Origin of the sequence: Bradyrhizobium sp. STM 3557 (genome assembly GCF_045571465.1) — a bacterium.
Lineage (GTDB): Bacteria > Pseudomonadota > Alphaproteobacteria > Rhizobiales > Xanthobacteraceae > Bradyrhizobium.
On record NZ_CP120697.1, the window covers coordinates 4836745 to 4854681 of the forward strand.

17 protein-coding genes are annotated in these 17937 nt (G+C 62.4%); 8 read left to right on the top strand and 9 right to left on the bottom strand.

Annotated elements, in window-relative coordinates; all coding sequences use genetic code 11:
• Nucleotides 1–29 precede the first annotated feature (29 nt).
• The 4 genes from P6U24_RS22170 to P6U24_RS22185 form a co-directional block, all read right to left on the bottom strand.
• Nucleotides 30–401 carry a hypothetical protein gene (locus P6U24_RS22170; protein ID WP_407154627.1) on the bottom strand — a complete coding sequence of 124 codons (372 nt, stop codon included), beginning with the start codon at nucleotides 399–401 and terminating at the stop codon, nucleotides 30–32.
• Between the two features lie 272 nt (nucleotides 402–673).
• Complete coding sequence (locus P6U24_RS22175) at nucleotides 674–1912, bottom strand: NAD(P)/FAD-dependent oxidoreductase (RefSeq protein ID WP_407154628.1); 1239 nt, start codon at nucleotides 1910–1912, stop codon at nucleotides 674–676.
• Nucleotides 1913–1993: 81 nt separating this feature from the next.
• The gene (locus P6U24_RS22180; protein ID WP_407154629.1) at nucleotides 1994–2344 is read right to left on the bottom strand and encodes a RidA family protein; all 351 of its coding nucleotides are present in this window, start codon (nucleotides 2342–2344) and stop codon (nucleotides 1994–1996) included.
• A gap of 44 nt (nucleotides 2345–2388) precedes the next feature.
• A complete protein-coding gene (locus P6U24_RS22185) occupies nucleotides 2389–3885 on the bottom strand; it encodes an amidase (protein ID WP_407154630.1) in 1497 nt (498 codons plus the stop codon).
• Between the two features lie 187 nt (nucleotides 3886–4072).
• On the opposite strand from P6U24_RS22185, the gene P6U24_RS22190 reads away from it, so the two are divergent.
• From P6U24_RS22190 to P6U24_RS22220, 7 genes are all read left to right on the top strand, one after another.
• Nucleotides 4073–4768 carry a helix-turn-helix domain-containing protein gene (locus P6U24_RS22190; RefSeq protein ID WP_407154631.1) on the top strand — a complete coding sequence of 232 codons (696 nt, stop codon included), beginning with the start codon at nucleotides 4073–4075 and terminating at the stop codon, nucleotides 4766–4768.
• Between the two features lie 157 nt (nucleotides 4769–4925).
• Nucleotides 4926–5186: a hypothetical protein gene (locus P6U24_RS22195; protein WP_407154632.1), complete on the top strand. Its 261-nt coding sequence runs from the start codon at nucleotides 4926–4928 to the stop codon at nucleotides 5184–5186.
• 150 nt (nucleotides 5187–5336) lie between these two features.
• Nucleotides 5337–5936 carry a GbsR/MarR family transcriptional regulator gene (locus P6U24_RS22200; protein WP_407154633.1) on the top strand — a complete coding sequence of 200 codons (600 nt, stop codon included), beginning with the start codon at nucleotides 5337–5339 and terminating at the stop codon, nucleotides 5934–5936.
• Nucleotides 5936–7336 carry a cytochrome ubiquinol oxidase subunit I gene (locus tag P6U24_RS22205; RefSeq protein ID WP_407154634.1) on the top strand — a complete coding sequence of 467 codons (1401 nt, stop codon included), beginning with the start codon at nucleotides 5936–5938 and terminating at the stop codon, nucleotides 7334–7336. The genes P6U24_RS22200 and P6U24_RS22205 overlap by 1 nt, the downstream gene beginning before the upstream one ends.
• A gap of 4 nt (nucleotides 7337–7340) precedes the next feature.
• Nucleotides 7341–8348, top strand: coding sequence for a cytochrome d ubiquinol oxidase subunit II (cydB, locus tag P6U24_RS22210; protein ID WP_407154635.1), 1008 nt, complete (start codon nucleotides 7341–7343; stop codon nucleotides 8346–8348).
• Nucleotides 8349–8365: 17 nt separating this feature from the next.
• Nucleotides 8366–8479, top strand: coding sequence for a DUF2474 family protein (locus P6U24_RS22215; RefSeq protein ID WP_407154636.1), 114 nt, complete (start codon nucleotides 8366–8368; stop codon nucleotides 8477–8479).
• 413 nt (nucleotides 8480–8892) lie between these two features.
• On the top strand, nucleotides 8893–10485 hold the full coding sequence (locus P6U24_RS22220; RefSeq protein ID WP_407154637.1) for a PAS domain-containing protein: 1593 nt from the start codon (nucleotides 8893–8895) through the stop codon (nucleotides 10483–10485).
• A gap of 1052 nt (nucleotides 10486–11537) precedes the next feature.
• Here the strand turns inward: P6U24_RS22220 and P6U24_RS22225 are convergent.
• The 4 genes from P6U24_RS22225 to P6U24_RS22240 form a co-directional block, all read right to left on the bottom strand.
• Nucleotides 11538–11939 carry a DUF1330 domain-containing protein gene (locus P6U24_RS22225; protein ID WP_407154638.1) on the bottom strand — a complete coding sequence of 134 codons (402 nt, stop codon included), beginning with the start codon at nucleotides 11937–11939 and terminating at the stop codon, nucleotides 11538–11540.
• Nucleotides 11940–12162: 223 nt separating this feature from the next.
• Nucleotides 12163–13602, bottom strand: coding sequence for an IS1182 family transposase (locus P6U24_RS22230; protein WP_407154639.1), 1440 nt, complete (start codon nucleotides 13600–13602; stop codon nucleotides 12163–12165).
• Nucleotides 13603–13815: 213 nt separating this feature from the next.
• The gene (locus P6U24_RS22235; RefSeq protein ID WP_407154640.1) at nucleotides 13816–14121 is read right to left on the bottom strand and encodes a cupin domain-containing protein; all 306 of its coding nucleotides are present in this window, start codon (nucleotides 14119–14121) and stop codon (nucleotides 13816–13818) included.
• A gap of 841 nt (nucleotides 14122–14962) precedes the next feature.
• Nucleotides 14963–15511, bottom strand: coding sequence for a hypothetical protein (locus P6U24_RS22240; RefSeq protein WP_407154641.1), 549 nt, complete (start codon nucleotides 15509–15511; stop codon nucleotides 14963–14965).
• A 20-nt stretch (nucleotides 15512–15531) separates the two neighbouring features.
• Between P6U24_RS22240 and P6U24_RS22245 the strand changes: the two genes are divergently transcribed.
• The gene (locus P6U24_RS22245; RefSeq protein ID WP_407154642.1) at nucleotides 15532–16614 is read left to right on the top strand and encodes an IS4 family transposase; all 1083 of its coding nucleotides are present in this window, start codon (nucleotides 15532–15534) and stop codon (nucleotides 16612–16614) included.
• Between the two features lie 341 nt (nucleotides 16615–16955).
• Here the strand turns inward: P6U24_RS22245 and P6U24_RS22250 are convergent, their stop codons facing one another.
• A complete protein-coding gene (locus P6U24_RS22250) occupies nucleotides 16956–17861 on the bottom strand; it encodes a ribonuclease Z (protein ID WP_407154643.1) in 906 nt (301 codons plus the stop codon).
• Between the last annotated feature and the right edge of the window lie 76 nt (nucleotides 17862–17937).

Sequence of the window (17937 nt, forward strand, 5' to 3'; positions counted from 1 at the left end):
CAACCTACATTCTTTGCATCAAGACGAGATCAGTTCGTCACGATCTTGGCCGCGCAGAGGATGACGATCGCGGCGAGGAAGAACAGATCGATATAGGCTTTCTTCTCGCCGTCATGGCGCAACACGCTGACCTCGTTGACGACCTGCTTGGAGGTTGTTCCCGCGGCCACCTCGCCGAGGGCGTTGAGGATGCGGCGCACCTCGAGTTCCAGCCGCTCGATGCGGGTGAAGAACTGGAACGAGCGCAGCACGGTCACGCTGCGCATGCCGGCATAGACCAGGATCATCATCGCGAGGATCGCGCGGTTCTGGTACTTGTCGATGTAGTTGAGGCTGAGATAGGTGACCGCAAGCAGCGCGAAATTCGACGCGATGCGATAAATGAAGCTGAAGAATCTCATCGGTCTCCCCTGCGCGTTCGCGGCCCGAGCGAATGCCGCGACCAGCCCAGGATGATCATGGACGGCGTGGAACTCACGGCGGCTCTGCGCAATCATTATGATTGGCTAATCCTCGAAGCCCCTCGTTCTACACCTGAAATAGTTGAAGAATGCTTCGCCGCGGCGTGTAGTGAAATACCTTTCGCTTGGGATCGACGAACTGTGGAACTACTGCTGCGCGCCCTCATGCGTTCCGATTCAATCGGAACGCGCACGATTGTGGATCGCAGCGATCATGCGTCGAAACGCGACGGTGCGCACGCCTTCACGTCGACATTGGCCGGCTCGCCGCTCATCAGTTCGGCGAGGATTCGTCCCGTCGCGGGTCCCAGCGTGAAGCCCTGGTGGCCGTGGCCGAAGTTGAACCACAGGCCCTTGTGCCGCGCCGCCTGTCCGATCACCGGCAGCATGTCCGGCATGCACGGCCTCGTCCCGACCCACGGCTCGGGCTCCACGCGCTTGCCGAGATCGATCAGCGTGCGCGCGGCGGTCTCGGCCTTGGCAAGCTGCACCGGCGTCGGCTTGGCGTCAGGACCGGAGAGCTCGGCGCCGGTCGTAATGCGCACGCCCTTGGCCATCGGGTTCATCAAATAGCCGAAGGCGGCATCGCGCAGCGGCAGGTCCAGCGGCGCGCCGCCGCTGTAATGCATATGATAGCCGCGCTTGCGCACCATCGGGATGTCATAGCCGAATCGCGTCAGGAACTCGGGCGACCACGGCCCCAACGCGACCACCGCCGCCTCGGCATCGATCGGGCCATCCTCCGTTGTCACCGACCAGCCGCTGCCGGTCTGCTTCAGGCTCAGTGCATCGCCATGCACGAACTTGCCGCCGCGCCGCACGAACAGGTCGGCATAGGACTGCGCCAGCGCGCCGGGATCGGAGACGGTCCACGGCTCCAGCCAATGCAGGCCGCCCAGACCGCTACTGACCAGGCCCGGTTCTGCCGCCGCAAGCTCGCTCGCACTCAGCACCCTGAACTTGACGCCGAACGCATCGCGGACCGCTTCGGCCTCCTTCACCTCCTCGTCGAACTGCGCCTGGTCGCGATGGATGACGCGGAAGCCGTCGCGCCGCACCAGGTTGCCGGCGCCGGAGGCCGCGATCAGCGGCTCGTGCTCGGGCGTGGCGCGCGCGATCAGCCGTGCATACACTTGCGAGATCTTGTCGTGCCGCTCCGGGAACGAATTCCACCAATATTGCATCAGTGGACGCAGATGATGAGGCAATGATGCCAGATCGTAATGCACGTCGTTGGTGCGGCCGGTGGCGATGTCGAACAGGCCGGCGACATCATGCGGCATCGCATAGGGCCGCACCGCCTCGCTCTGGATGATGCCGGCATTGCCGTAGCTGGTCTCTCGTCCCGGATCCTTGCGGTCGAGCAGAACCACCGACCAGCCGCGGCTCTGCAGATGCAGAGCCGTCGCCACGCCCACCATGCCGCCGCCGAGAACGATTGCGCTTGCCATATTCGTGAACTCCTAATCAGAGCGTTTTCAAGCGAAGTGGACACCGGTTCGCGTCAGAAAACGCGTCAAAATAAAAAGGCTCTATGTCCGTTCCGCCGCGACGACCGTGATCTCGATTCTGACGTCCGCCATCAGCTTGGCCTCGACGGTGGTGCGCACCGGCAAGGGATCGTTGAAGTGCTTGCGATAGGCCTGGTTGAACTCGGCGAAGTCGGCCTTGTCGGCGAGATAGACGGTGCACGACACGACGTCTGCGAGCGACAGGCCCTCGCCCGCCAGCGTCTCTGCGATCAGCTGCAGGGTCAGGTCGGTCTGTGCCGCGATGCCTTCGGGAATCCAGCCATTATCGGCGACCGGCACCTCGCCGGACAGGAACACCAGGCCGCCGGCGCGGCGCACCAGCGAGAACGGCCAAGACGTTGAATCGGACATGTGAACTCCTGAATTTTGAATATGCGACCGCTCGGATCGTCCTGTTAGTCCCAGGCACGGAAACCAGGCGCTGCCGACAGCGGCGGCGCTGCAGCGAGCCGCGCAAGATCGGGGATCGGGCGACGCAGCTCGGCATCATCAGCAAAGGCGGCTTCCAGCGCGGCCGCGACGGAAAGCACGATCGCATCGCCGCCGCGCGGGCCCACGATCTGCATGCCGAACGGCAGGCCCTGCTCATCGAGCCCGAGCGGCAGGCTCAGCGCCGGGTGGCCTGACAGGGTCACCGCATAGGCGAGCGCCAGCCAATGGAAATAGGACCTGGTCGGCACGCCGTCGATCTCGGTCGGATAGAGCTCGGACCACGGCCGCGGGCTCAGCGTAATCGCCGGTGAGATCAGCACGTCACAGCTCGCAAAGAAGCTCTGGTAGGAGCGGTAGATCCGCGTCTGCGCCGCGGCCGCGCGCGCATAGTCGTCGAGACTGTAGGAAAGCCCCTCCTCGACATTGGCGCGCACGTTCGGTCCGAGCATGTCGGGCCGCTCGCGAAAATTCTTGCCGTGATTGCTGAGAAACAGCGCCGCGCGCAGCACGGCGAAGGTCTCGTCGGCATCAGTACAGTCAGGCGTGCCTTCGCGGCATTGCGCGACCAGCGGGGCGATCCGCGCCACGCGCTGCGCGAACACGCGGCGTACAGCGGCTTCCGTCGGCGCAAAGCCGAAATCTGCGGTAAAGGCGACGCGGAGCCTCTTCAGATCGACCGGCGCCGGCGGCGACCAGCGTGCAGGCTTGCCGCGCACCGCCTCGTCCGGCAGCGTATAGGCCAAGGGATCTCGCGCATCATCGCTCGCCATCACCGACAGCATCAGGGCGAGGTCGGCGACATTGCGCGCCATCGGCCCGTCGGTCGACAGGTTCGACCAGCCATGGGCGCGCTTGTCGCTCGCAACCAGGCCAGACGACGGCCGCATGCCGACGATCCCCGAATAGGCGGCCGGGTTGCGCAGGGAGCCGCCGGTGTCGGAGCCGGAGGCGAGCGGCGCCATGCCGCACGCCAGCGCCACCGCCGAGCCGCCGGAGGAGCCGGCCGCCGAGCGCATCGGATCGAAGGGATTGCCGGTGGCGCCGAACACCGGATTGCGCGTGTTGGCGCCGGCCGCCCATTCCGGCGTGTTGGTCTTGCCGAAGATGATGGCGCCGGCCGCGCGCAGCCGCGCCACCGAGGCCTGATCGGCTGATGGCACGTTGTCGGCCAGGATCGGGCTGCCATAGGTGGAGCGCATCCCCTTGGTGTCCTGGGTATCCTTGATCAGGATCGGCAAGCCATGCAGCGGACCGTGGTCGTCGCCACGCATAATTTCAGCCTCCGCCGCCTTGGCAGCGGCCCGGGCGCCGGGCGCGTCCAATGTGACGACAGCATTCACGGCCGGATTGACCGCGTCGATGCGCTGAAGACACGAGTCCAGCAGCTCGACCGGCGACAGCGCCCGGCGCTTCAGCAACCCGACCAGCTCGACGGCGGTTTTATCGCAAATGGCATCCACGGCGCTTCTCTTTCCATTTCTGAAAACTATTTAGCACAAAGGAAACGAGACGCATGCCATGAAAATGCATCATTCGGCCGCGATCCCTGCATAAATGCGTGGACCGCCAGCGGTTTGATTGAAACATTTGCACTTTCGCGCGAAAGTGGGACCGGACCAGGGTAGTCATGGCAGCCTGATCCGCTAAATGGATTTTCCGGAGATCGACGTGGCAGAGACCGGCATCAACGAGCCTGCTTTGGCCGAGGGCCCCCATTCCCAGCTTGGCCTGTGCCTGAAGGCGGCGCGGCAGGCCCGCGGCCTGACCCTGAAGCAGGTGGCGGAAAAGACGGGCATGGCGCTGTCGACCCTCTCGAAGGTCGAGAACGGCCTGATGTCGCTGACTTACGACAAGCTGCTGCAGCTCACCTCAGGCCTGAAGATGGATATCGCCGAGCTGTTCAGCCCGACCATCCCTGCCCGTTCCGATGCGGCGCCTCCGGTCACCGCGCGGCGCAGCATCAGCCGTGCCGGCCAGGGGCAGATCGTCAACACGAAATTCTACACCTACACCTATCAATGCACCGACCTGATCGGAAAGCGCATGGTGCCGATGATCACCGAGGTGCGCGCCCGCACCTTGGAGGAGTTCGGCCCGCTGCTGCGCCACGCCGGCGAGGAATATTTCCTGGTGACCCGCGGCACCATCGCCGTCCACACCGAGTTCTACGCGCCCGCAATCCTGCAGGAGGGCGACGGCATCTATCTCGACAGTACCATGGGCCACGCCTATCTCAACGCCGGCGATGCGCCGAGCGCGCAAGGCGTCTGTCTTTGCCAGAGCGATTCATCCGACCTGTTCGAGCAGTTGCACAGGATCGCGAGCCGCGACGCGGCGTCCTGAGATGATCCTTCCTGAAGCAACCATGTTCTGAGGCGGCGCTTCGGCGACCACGCGGATTTCTTTGCGACGGCTGCGCGGCGCAAGATGGCCGGCCGCCGCGGATTGAGCTACACTCCGTTCGCTGGAGGCACTCCAACCACGGATGTGAGGTGCGCCGATGCCGCGACCGGGAATCACGGGCCATGACGACTGGGTCGTCACCGAGGCGCTCGCCACCGCGCTGGTCGCGCTCGAGCAGCTACCCGACAAGCACCAGCCGCGCGCGCATATGGAGGACTTACGCAAGCTGCTGTCCTCCGGACGCGCCCCCGACACTGTCACGCTTCACCTCGCCCAGGCCAAGTGCCGGCTATGCCCCGAGCGCGATCCGCTCACGATCTACGAGGAATACGGCATCAACAGCGATGCGTATGGCTAAGTGCGCGACGCGCATTCGCATCGACGCATCCGAAGGACCGTTTGGCTAAGCGCCCTCAAACAAGTGTGAGCGCGGACGGCGCGGCGCGCGGTTGATTGCGCTGGATCAAACATATAGAACTTTCAGAAATTCTTGAAAGTTCAAAACGTCATGCAACTTCCGCCACTGATTCAGACCTTCGTGCTCCATTTCGGCGAGATGGGCAGCCGGTGGGGCGTCAACCGAACCGTCGGCCAGATCTACGCCTTGCTGTTCCTGTCCGACCGCCCGCTGAACGCCGACGAGATTGCTGAGGCGCTCGGGATGTCCAGGTCTAACGTCAGCATGGGGCTGAAGGAGCTCGAAGCCTGGCGGCTGATCCGCAAGCGTCATTTGCCCGGCGACCGGCGGGAATATATCGAGACGCCCGACGACATCTGGCAGATCCTGCGCACGCTCGCGGAGGAGCGGCGCCGGCGCGAGATCGATCCCACCCTCTCGTTGCTTCGGGATATCCTGCTCGAAAGGCCAGGGTCGGCGGAGGAACGGCACGCGCAGGCGAAAATGCGCGAGATGCATGATCTCATCGAATTGCTGACCGGCTGGGCGGACGATGTCGAGAAGCTTGATAACGCCAGCCTCGCACGGCTGCTCGCACTGGGCAGGGGCGTGTCGCGCGTGCTCGATTTCAAGAGCAAGGTGAACGTGTTTGGGGCTAAGAAGAAGCGCGGCCAAAGCACCGGCGAAGATGGCGACGAGGAGGTCGCGTGATGGACGCATTGATCCTCGCCCGGGCGCAGTTCGCGTTCACCGTCTCGTTCCATTTCATCTTTCCGGCCTTCTCGATCGGGCTGGCGAGCTATCTGATGGTCCTCGAGGCGCTGTGGCTGAAGACGGGGAGCGGCCTGTACGCCAACCTCTATCGCTATTGGCTCCGGATCTTTGCGGTCACGTTCGGCATGGGCGTCGTGTCCGGCCTCGTGATGTCCTACCAGTTCGGCACCAATTGGTCGGTGTTTTCGACCAGGGCCGGACCGATCATCGGTCCGCTGATGGCCTATGAGGTGCTGACCGCCTTCTTCCTGGAGGCGGGCTTCCTCGGCGTCATGCTGTTCGGCATGAACAAGGTCGGCCCGCGCCTGCACTTCTTCGCCACCTGCATGGTGGCACTGGGCACGCTGATCTCGGCCACGTGGATCATCAGCGCGAACAGCTGGATGCAGACGCCGGCCGGCTATGTCATCAACGCGAACGGGCAGTTCGCGCCGGCGGGCTCGTGGTGGGCGATCATCTTCAACCCGAGCTTCCCCTACCGTCTCGTCCACACCGTGATCGCGGCCTATCTCACCACCGCGCTGGTGGTCGGCGGCGTCGGCGCCTGGCATCTGCTGCGCGACCGCACCAATCTCGGCGCCCAGCGCATGTTCTCGATGGCCATGGGCATGATCACGATCGTCGCACCGATCCAGATCCTCGCGGGCGATGCTCATGGGCTGAATACGCTCGAACATCAGCCTATCAAGGTGCTGGCGATGGAGGGCGACTACCAACCCAGCCCGGATGGTGCACCGCTGGTGCTGTTCGGCCTGCCTGATAGCGAAGAGGCGCGCGTGCGCTTCAGGCTCGAGATTCCACGTCTCGGCTCGCTCATTCTCAGGCATGATGCCTCCGCCGCGCTGCCCGGTCTGACCGACTTTCCGCGCGACCATTGGCCTCCGGTGCCGATCGTGTTCTGGTCGTTCCGCATCATGGTCGGGCTCGGGGTCGCCATGCTGGGCCTCGGCCTCTGGAGCCTTGTTGCGCGACTGCGTCGGCGCCTCTACGACTGGCCCTGGCTGCACCGCGCCGCGGTTGCGATGGGGCCGGCAGGCTTCATCGCTGTCATCGCGGGCTGGGTGACGACGGAGGTCGGCCGGCAACCCTTTACAGTGTATGGCCTGCTCACGACGGCAGAGTCGCGCTCGCCGCTCGCTGCGCCCGCGGTCGCCGCCTCCCTGCTCGCCTTCGTCGTGGTCTACTTCTTCGCCTTCGGCGCCGGGACCTACTACCTGCTGCGCCTGATGGCAAAGCCGCCGGAGCGGCACGAGGCCGAGCCGCCGCACGTGCCGCAGCGTGCGGCCGGCATTACGCCAGCGCCCGCGGTAGGCACATCGCTGCAGGCTGGAGCGTGACGCCATGAGCTTCAATATCGATCCGACCATCGTCTGGGCCGGCATCATCGCCTTCGCGGTTTTCGCCTATGTCGTGATGGATGGTTTCGACCTCGGCATCGGCATCCTGTTCCCGAGCTTCGCCGCTGGTGACGAACGCGACCAGGCCATGAACGCGATCGCACCAGTCTGGGACGGCAACGAGACTTGGCTGGTGATGGGCGGCGGCGGCTTGCTGGCCGCCTTCCCGCTGGCCTACGCGATCATCCTGCCGGCAACCTACCCACTGATGATCGCGATGCTGCTCGGCCTCGTCTTTCGCGGCGTGGCGTTCGAATTCCGCTGGCGCGACGCGCGTCATCGCCCGCTGTGGGACATCGCCTTCTGCATCGGCTCGATCGTCGCCGCGCTTGCGCAAGGCATGACGCTCGGCGCCATCCTGCAGGGCATTCGCGTGGAGAATGATGCCTATGCCGGCGGCTGGATCGATTGGCTCAGTCCGTTCAGCCTGCTCACCGGCGCTGCACTTGTGATCGGTTACGCCCTGCTCGGCGCGACGTGGCTGGTGCTGAAGACCGAGGGCTCGGTGCAGGACCATGCCAGGCGGCTGTCGTTCACGCTCGCCATCGCCACGCTGGCCGCCCTCGCTGCGGTGAGCGCGGCCACGCCGTTCCTCACCTACGACTATTGGCGCCGCTGGTTCGAAATGCCGGGCGTGCTGCTGACGGCGCAGGTGCCTCTGCTCGTCATCATCGCCGCGGCGGGCCTGTTCTGGAGCCTGCGCCGCGGCGCGGAGTGGTTGCCGTTCCTGATGGCGCTCGCGCTGTTCATGCTCGGCTTCATCGGGCTCGGCATCAGCATGTTTCCTTACGTCGTTCCCCGCGCCGTCACGATCTGGCACGCCGCTGCACCCGCATCGAGCCAGCTCTTCATGCTGGTCGGCGCCGCCGTGATCGTGCCGGTGATCCTCGCCTATACCGGCTGGGCCTATTGGGTGTTCCGCGGCAAGGTCGGCAGCCACGGCTATCACTGATGCAAATGGTATCACTGATGCGGATGCCTCTGCCCTTCGTGAAGCAATTGGCTTGGATGGCCTTGATCTGGGCCGCGAGCGTGCTGGCTCTCGGCATCGTTGCCGAGTTGATCCGGCTCTGGCTTCGCTGAGGCTCGCAGCAAAACGGCGATGACGGACCGCAGCCTTGCTCCGATTCGTCGGACTGCGGCGACCAACCGCATCGTCTCACCAGCGGGATACCGGCATCCGACCGTAGAACCCCGGGCACGACTGAATCTCGCGGCCACCTTAACGCTTCTGGAACTGTTTGTATCAAATTGTAGCACGTGGCCTGCCCGCCAAGTGCCGAGCTGGCGAAATCGTCATCGGCCCCATTGGTGCGCAATGATCGGGGCTCGCCGTCGATGCGTGCGTCGCTCGATCGAGAATGACCGAGCTGAATTTCCGGAAGATATTGTTTCAGGTGACGGAGGGATTCTTGTTATTCCGCTCAAACTCACGCTCGGACTCTGACGCTCAGCTCGCTGCGATCGGTCGGGCGCTCGCGGTGATCGAGTTCTCAATGGACGGAACGATCGTCACCGCCAACAAGAACTTCCTCGACGCGCTTGGCTATCGGCTCGACGAGATCAAAGGCAAGCCGCATTCCATGTTCGTGCCGCCGGCCGAGCGCGACAGCGCCGAGTATCGCGCGTTCTGGGCTGCGTTGAAGCGCGGCGAAGCCATCAGCGGCGAATTCAAGCGGATCGGCAAGGGTGGCCGCGCGGTCTGGATCGAGGCGTCCTATATGCCGGTGCTCGACAGCGCCGGCAAACCGGTCAAGGTCGTCAAGGTCGCGAGCGACGTCACCAAGACCAAGATTCGAAGCATGGCGGATGCGTCGAAGATTGCCGTCGCCGATCGTGCCCAGGCGATGATCGAATTCAATCTCGACGGCACGATCGTGAACGCCAACCAGAACTTTCTGAATGCCGTCGGCTACTCGCTGGCGGAGATTACGGGCAAGCACCACAGCATGTTCGTGGAGCCCGCGCAGCGCGACAGCGCGGCGTATCGCGATTTCTGGGCTGCGCTGAACCGCGGCGAATACAAGGCCGGCGAGTTCAAGCGGATCGGCAAAGGCGGCCGGGAAGTCTGGCTTCTGGCGTCCTACAATCCGATGCTGGACGAGACCGGAAAGCCGTTCGGCGTCGTCAAGTTCGCAACCGATATCACCGCACAGAAGCTGCGGAACGCCGACTACGCCGGCCAGATCGACGCGATCGGCAAGTCGCAGGCCGTGATCGAGTTCAACATGGACGGCACGATCATCACGGCGAACGACAACTTTTTGCGTGCGGTCGGCTACGCGCTGGCCGAGATCAAGGGCAAGCATCACAGTCTCTTCGTCCCGCCGTCCGAGCGCGACAGCGCCGCCTACCGCGAGTTCTGGGCCAGCCTGAACCGCGGCCAATACCAGGCCGCCGAATACAAGCGCATCGGCAAAGGCGGCAGGGAGATCTACATCCAAGCCTCCTACAATCCGATCCTTGGTCTCGACGGCAAGCCGTTCAAGGTCGTGAAATACGCCGCCGATGTGACCAAGCAGGTGCTGGTCCGCATGGGTAATGAGCGCGTGCGCGGAATGATGGAGTCCGTCGCGGCCGGCGCCGAGGAGCTGAATGCATCGGTCCGGGAGATTTCCGAGACCATGGCCAAGTCGCGCGATACCGCGTCCGGTGCGGTGGAGCGTGTGTCGTCCGCCGACGCACAGGCCCAGCGCCTGTCCGATGCCGCCAAGGCCATGGGCGGCATCGTCGAGATGATCAACAGCATCACCGGGCAGATCAACCTGCTCGCGCTCAACGCCACGATCGAGTCGGCTCGCGCGGGCGAGGCCGGTAGAGGCTTTGCGGTGGTGGCCTCGGAGGTCAAGAGCCTCGCCACGCAGGCCAAGCAGGCCACCGACAAGATCGGCCAGGAGATCGAGAGCCTCAACAACATCTCCGGCGAGGTCGTCGGTGCACTGGGCTCGATCAAGCAGGCGATCAACGCCGTCAGCGAGTACGTCAATTCCACGGCGGCCGCGATCGAGGAGCAGAGCACGGTGACCAGCGAGATGTCCTCCAGCATGCAGCGCGCCGCGGAAGAAGCGGCGGCAATCGCGGCAGGCTGAACCAACGCTCACGGGAGGCTGCGACTTGCCGCTTTGTCGCGGCACGCGCGCAGCTCTATTTCCGGTCGCGCGCGACGAGCTTCGGTACACGCATCGGCAATGCTCGCAACGCCAATTAGATCGCATGTCTGAAAGTCGGTCAGCATTAGAGCGTTTTCAAGCGAAGTGGACACCGGTTCGCGTCAAGAAAACGCGTCAAAATAAAAAGCTAGCGTCCGTTCCGATTCAATCGGAACGGACAAGGCTCTAGAGCAGCAGGCCGATCAAGAGGAAATTCGACGGCTCGCAATGAACAGCGTCGCACAAATCAGCGATCACCTCCTCGCTCAAGAAGCGGCTCAAACCGTCGCTTGCCGCGGGAGCGACACCCGCTTGGCCAATTCCTGTTCGATCGACGCGCGCTCATTGCGTTGTAAGCGCATCCTGCCGGGGCAATGGCGAGCGCATGCCCAAAACTCCCGGCGCTCGCCGCCTTTCTAACTTATCCTCGGCATAGGTGCTGATGTAGCCGATCTGTTTCAGCCCGGCCTTGCCGTCGCCGAAAGCGCACCTCACATGGAACGGCGGCTCTTTCCGATACCAATGCGGACGATACTCAGACCCATGGACGATGCGAGGGACCGGTGCCCATCATTGGGCGCATTCCGATCTGCGCGGGTTCGTGGCCGTTGACGAGCAACTTGATACCGAAGGAATTCTATTTCAGGGATTTGCCAAAGTGCGGACGCTAAAGTTGGACCGCCGCGCTCCGATGCGCTGGGAGTTCTCCCTTTTCGGAAGTGCCCTGGCCTCTTTGAACGTGTCCGCTATGCCCTCAATGGCGGCATCAAAGCGGACGTCGGACGAGGTCGGAGATGGTCCAGATTCGGACTCATGCACTGCGTCAGACCGATAGTCCATTGCCCCACTGTGAGACGGAAGCGTCACCTGCTCCTCGGCTCGTCGAAGATCCCGTTTCCGCTGTCCATGCACGATGGGAATCTCTCGCGTCGGCTCGACCGGTTAAAGAAGAGGCCGTCAGCAAGAGGCGGCCTCCAACTCAGATATTCAAGCTACTCCTGCAGACCATCAACGGCGAACGAGCGGAATTTGGCGTATTTTTCGCCAACCTTGCGAAGCTCGACATATTCTGGATTGGCCCGCCAGGCCCTAATTTTCTCCATACTATCCCAGACCTGAACGACCACGCGCTTCGGCGCGTCGCCATCAAATCCTGTCACTCTTCCTGTAGTTGCGGCGGATCCGCCGATAGCCAGGAAGCGACCTCCGGCTGCTTTGATGATGGCCTGAGCCTTCGGAGCGTACTCCTTTGCATACGCATCCGGGTTGGTCACGTCGATTTCTGCCACGAAATAGACCGGTGGCTTTGCCTGAGCGTGAAGACCTTGAACCGCGAGAGCGCCAATCGCGACACCTGCGGTCACTGCCACTGCCATTTGGTAATTTGATCTCATGGCATTCCCTCCTTGTGTGCAGTCCCCCCAAGGCATTGAAAGTGCCAAGCTGACGATGGGATCAAACGCGCGCGCTGGATGTGAACCGGCTCACATGGGCGGATGCAAATCTCCGAGACCGACAGCGCAGATGTGTAAGAAGCCTGTCAGTCCGAGTTGGGTCTTGGGCGTGTAAAAACGGCCTTATGGGTGTCCGTCCTGACCACGAGCACGCGGGCGTTTCTCAGGCTACGATCGCCGCGATCAGCGGCTTGATCCCCATGATGTTCATGACCCGCGTCAGATTGTAGGCCAGGACAGAGAGTGCCATTTCGGCGGCTACTTTCGGAAGCGTTTTGGTCAGGAAATGCGTCGCCCCCATGCGGGCCTTCATCGTGCCGAACGGATGCTCGACTGTCTCTCGGCGCAGGCGCATGGCTTGTGGATTCGCATCGAGGCGCTGCTGCACAGCTTCGAGCAGATGCTCATGCTCCCATCGCGGAATCCGCCGCTCTGGCCCCGTCGTGCACTGGGATTTGAGTGAACAATTCTGGCAGGCAGTGGTCCAATAGCGCCTAATCCGCTTACCGTCTTCTTCGCCCGTAAAGCGATATGGCAGTTGCTCTCCAGCTGGACAGCGATAGGCGTCCGCCTCTGGTAGATAGACAAAGTCCTGCTTGCCGAAGCGGCCATCTGATTTGGCTCCCGACGTCTGCGGCTTGGGCAGAGTTACCGTGATGCCGGCCTCGTGGCAGGCGAGGATCTCGGGGCTGTTGAAGTAACCGCGATCGGCAACGGCGGTGAGCGCATCGGCCTTTAGAACAGCCTTCGCCTGCTTGGCCATGCTGGCAAGTTGCGCCCGATCCGAGCCGCTGTTCGTCACCTCGTGCGCCACAATCAGATGATGCTCGGTATCGACGGCGACCTGCACGTTATAGCCGACAACGCCGGAGCCACGGCCGCTCGTCGCCATCGAGCGGCTGTCAGGATCGGTCAGCGAGATTTGCTGGTCGGGCGAAGCAAGCATTCGTGTCTCGTAGACAGCGAGCTTGCCCATTTCCTCCTTCAGCTTTGTCAGCTTCTCGCTAAGTCTCGTCACCTTCGTCGCCAGCGCCTCCGTCGGCTCCTGCCGGTCCGCCGTATCAAGTTGGCTTAGATAACGCGCGACACTCTCCTCCAGCTGATCACGGCGTCGTTGCACCTTCGCCCGCGTGAAGTTCTTGTCCCGGTTGTTCACGGCCTTGAACTTGCTGCCATCAATGGCAACACTCGCCGTTGCGAGAAGACCCATCTCACGACAGAGTTCGACAAAGCGCGCACAGACCCTGCGAAGCGCCAGGCCATTGTCCTTGCGGAAATCCGCGATCGTCTTGTGATCAGGAGCGAGTCGACCCAGCAGCCACATGACCTCAACATTACGTCCGGCTTCCCGTTCGAGCCGACGGCTCGACTGCACTCGGTTCAGGTAGCCGTAAATGTACAGCTTCAGGAGAACCGAGGGGTGATACGAGGGCCGTCCCGTTGCCGCTGGCTCAACCCCGTCGAACCCAATCTCGGCCAGATCGAGTGCGTCGACAAACACGTCGATCACGCGAACGGGGTTACTCTCGTCAATGAAATCATCGAGGCATTCGGGCAATAGCATCCATTGCCCACGATCCGCCTCTTCAACGAAGCGCTTCATCGACTCCCCCAAGAATCACAGGAGAATCTTAACAGAAGCACAGCGTTTTCACACAGCCAGGGTCAAAAGCGGCGATCGCGGCCCATTCGCCAGATGTCCGCTTGTCCTCTGACAGCGGCGGAATAACAGACATCGCTTAACCGCCGCTTGAGGCCAACAGCAGTCGTCAATGACTCGCAACCAGCGAGCCGGCGGCCTAATCCCTGTCGTCAGTTATTGAGAGCGCCCCACTGTTCCTTTCGGACATGCAGTCTGACTCACTGGGGTTACAGGTTGGTATTTTTTCTCCACGATGACGAATTGAATGGTGGTGTCTCCTACGTTTGCAAACTCATGCCATGGGGTCGGAGGCACATCCAACATTGCACCAGCGGTTACACTGATCTTACGTATTCCTTTCTCATCCTGGATCTGTCCTTGGCCTCCGCTCACCACATAACTAAGGTAACCTGGGTGTGAGTGACAGACGTGAACCGCCCCGGGGGGGGAACGTGCACCGGGCGACACGGACATGCTCATCGTCAAAGAGTTTCTCGCAAGGTTTCTTGCCTTGCCACTCAACCGATAGCGCGTCGGGCACGTCGTCGGCCCTTGCCGAATAGGCACCGAAGATACCGGACGGGCCGAGCGCAGCGACAGATAAAGCGATCAGGACGCGGATGATTGAACCGTTCATGAACACCCTCCCTTGTTATCCGACGTTTCAGATGACCAAGGATCGGCGTGAACGATAGCGGTTGCTCCCCAGAATGCGGCTTCTATTGAGTGGCCTGAATGCTTGGCTGCCGATGCGATGCGCGCAGCCGAAAAGCAACGGCAATTCGCCGCCTTGGAGCTTTAGGTTACGTCGCGGCATCCGCCTCTACAAGAGATCGTGGGCGCGCTTAGTTAGCGGTATTCCGATGGTTTTCCGCTCCGGATCAAAAGCTGCCTTTGGGTCCACTGACGGCCCGCTTCCGGTTGAGCCTTGATAGCGGGCACTATGCCGCTGGTTGGTAGTCTCGGCGCGCGGATCAGATCGGATGTACGTGTCCTTGTTAACGGGAGGATCATCCGACGCTGCCATCGTGTTAGGTTGGTCCTCCAACCCTCGCGCGAGTATCGCCCGGCTCTCGGCAAGAATACGTTGACGCAAGTGAAGATTTGCTGCTCATGACGGTCACCAGTTCACGGCCTGAGCCCACGCGATGGCATTTGGCGAGCGCGAGCCCCACGTGGCAGGACTGCTGAGGCGCAAACCAACGCTGTCGGTCCGTGCTCATGACCGGGCGTACGAACACGCCACCAATATCCACGATGTCAGATGCGCAATTGCGTATCGCGGAATCCCGAGTTTCTCGCTGCGCAATTGAGCAGCTGCTCATGACGCGGCACGATCGGGGTCCCCTTCGAACCGCGGATTCGCCTCGCTCGAAAACATTAATTTCGGCTTCGCCTTCAAAGCGATGCCGATCATGCGGCCTTTCGCCCGCAAGATTTCTCTTTCGTTTTTTCGGAAATCGTGTATATCCATCCCTGTCCCGCCTCGGTGAGAGGGGCGCATCGCGATCGTCACGGACGTTGAGTGCGGGATGCGGTGGGCGCATGTAGCTGCAGCATGGATCGTCATGCGGACGAACAGCACGATGCGCACGGCGAAATCGTGTGGTCCTGGCATCCCGATGCTGATGCCCAGCGCAACGCGCCTTGCGCGTTGTCGCGACACGGGGGCAAGAACGCCGGTCCCCGGGGAGATCACGTATAAGCCGTAACGCCATCGCGCAGGGAAGGCCGGATGATCCGGCTCGTACCTGTGGTTCTGCCGCGTGCTTTCTTGCTGCACGCGGACCGCGGGTGCGGTCGGCACCCGGCCTTCCCCATAGGCGTTAAGTTTAGTCTTGCGTGTTGGAATCGTTCGTGATTCGAACATGGGATGACACGAGATCGCTTTTGAACGAAGACTGGGCGAGCGTCGTTACGCAGCTAGGTGGGGCTGCGCAGCTCGAGAGCAGCGCGCGCCAGACGAAAGCTTTCGTGCGGCAACGGCGGATCCCTGATGCGGTGGCGTTGCTTCGGCTGATGCTGGCTTATTGTCTGGGTGAAAGAGGGTTAAGATCGACGGCCGCGTGGGCTGCTTCTGTTGGCCTTGCCAATCTGAGTAGCGTGGCGCTGTTCTACCGCCTGCGTCAATGTGGCGATTGGTTTACCGTGCTTGTGGAGCGCTTGCTCGCGGCGGCGGCGCCAAAGGCGAGCCGAGGCCGTCTGATCCGTATCATCGATGCCACGACAGTGCCTCAGGCAGGGCCGGCTGCGCGCAAGAACAGCGAGCTTTGGCGCATTCATAGTGCATTTGATCTGCCATATGAGCGGTTTGGCCATTTCGAACTGACAGATCAGCAAGAGGGCGAGACGTTTGACCGCATACCAGTGGTCAAGGGTGAGATCCGTATTGCTGACCGCGCCTATCTACAACCTGATCGGATCTCGGCAGTGCTCGAAGCTGGTGCAGATGTTTTGATCCGAGCGGGCTGGAAGAACGCACGTTGGCTTGATGCCAAAGGCTGTCCGCTCGATCTGATAGCCGAATTACGGGCGGGGAACGCCCGCGGACTGATCGATCGGCCGATTTGGATCAAACGCAAGGCCGGCGCGCCTCTGGCTATGCGTCTGATCGCAGTCAAGAAGTCTGCCGATGCGGCTGCCGCGTCGCGTCGTAAAGCCCGGCGAGACGCCCAAGACGAAAACCGCACCATCTCTAAAGAAACTTTGGAAGCGGCGGATTGGGTCATCCTGGTCACCTCGCTAGCGCCGGACGAGTTCACCGTCGAAGATGTGCTTGCGCTTTACAGACTGCGATGGCGGATCGAACTCGGCTTCAAGCGATTGAAGAGTTTGATCGGCCTCAAGACACCGCCTGGAACCGATCCGCGCTCCGCCAAGCCCTACCTGCTGGCTCATCTCTTGATCATTTTGCTGCTCGAACCGCTTGTCCGCGAGTTCGAGGACTCTCCCCACTGGACGCAGGCCGCCTGACGACACCTGGCGCTTGGCGTGTCTTGCAGCAACTCATTGCGTCCTTGCTACAAGCAATCATTCCACAACCAACCATCCGCCGCCTCCATCACAGCAAACGGGTACTGGACCGGCACCTCTACGAGCCACCTCGAAAACGACGATATCAATCGATGCCCGCATTATCTTAACGCCTATGCGGCCTTCCCTGCGCCCTCTTTCCGATGAGGGCGAGACGATCAGCAGAGCTCGGACGCCAAGCGCGCCGCGAGACCGCGGCTTCGTGCCATGACGGCATGAAGCGCCGATACATGCGGAGAGCGCAGGAGATGGCAACTGCACGCCGAAAGCCATCGGGATGGTCAGATCACGATGTGATCGAGATCTGTCGCAATCCGGCTGTTCGCAAACATGTTCGTCGCCTCCGCCAGAATTTCCTCTTCCGTGTAACGGCCAGAGATATGAGTCAGCACCAGCCGCTTGACCCCGCTGGCGGCGGCGAGCGCAGCCGCTCTTGCCGCGGTCAGATGACCATACTCGCGCGCGGTGACCGCGTCGCGCTCGAGAAACGTGGCCTCGATCACCAGGAGGTCGGCGTCGCGAACGTGATCGGCAAGGCCGTCGGTCGTCTCCGTATCACCAACGATGACAAGCTTCCGCCGCCGCTCCGGCGGCCCGAGCACGTGTTCGGGATCGATCGTCCTGCCATCCGCGAGCTTGATCGGCCGCCCCTCCGCCAGCTCCTTGCGCACGGAACCATCGGGCACGCCGAGGGCCACCAGGCGGTCCGGCAGGAGATGGCGGCGGATGCGGCTTTCGAAGGAGAAGCCAAAGCTGTCCGTCTCCCGATGGCGAACCGGAAAGCAGTGAACCGTGAAATCGCCGGCGTCGATGACGGGACCGGCGGCCAGCGGAACGAGTTGCAGCGGAATTGGCGCCCTGCCCTCGCCCCACAGGCCTGCCAGCATCCGCATCACGATATCGAGCGTGTCCGGGCCGCCATGAATGGTCATGATGTCGGCGCTCTGGCGCAGCCGCAACGTGGAGAACAGGCCGGGAATGCCGAGCACGTGGTCGAGATGACCGTGCGTCAACAACAGCCGATCCAGCCTTCGGAAGCCGCCGCCACTGCGCAGCAACTGGCGCTGCGTCCCCTCGCCGCAATCCACCAGGATGCGGTCGCCTCCCGCTTCAACAAGGAGGCCCGGATGATTGCGCTCGGCCGATGGAACGCTCGCCGACGTTCCCAGGAAAGTGAGCGCGAACATGCGGACCCCGGTTCTGTTGATCGGCGCCTGAGCCGAGATGCGGACTGCCTCGTTTTGCGACGAGACCAACCCGCAA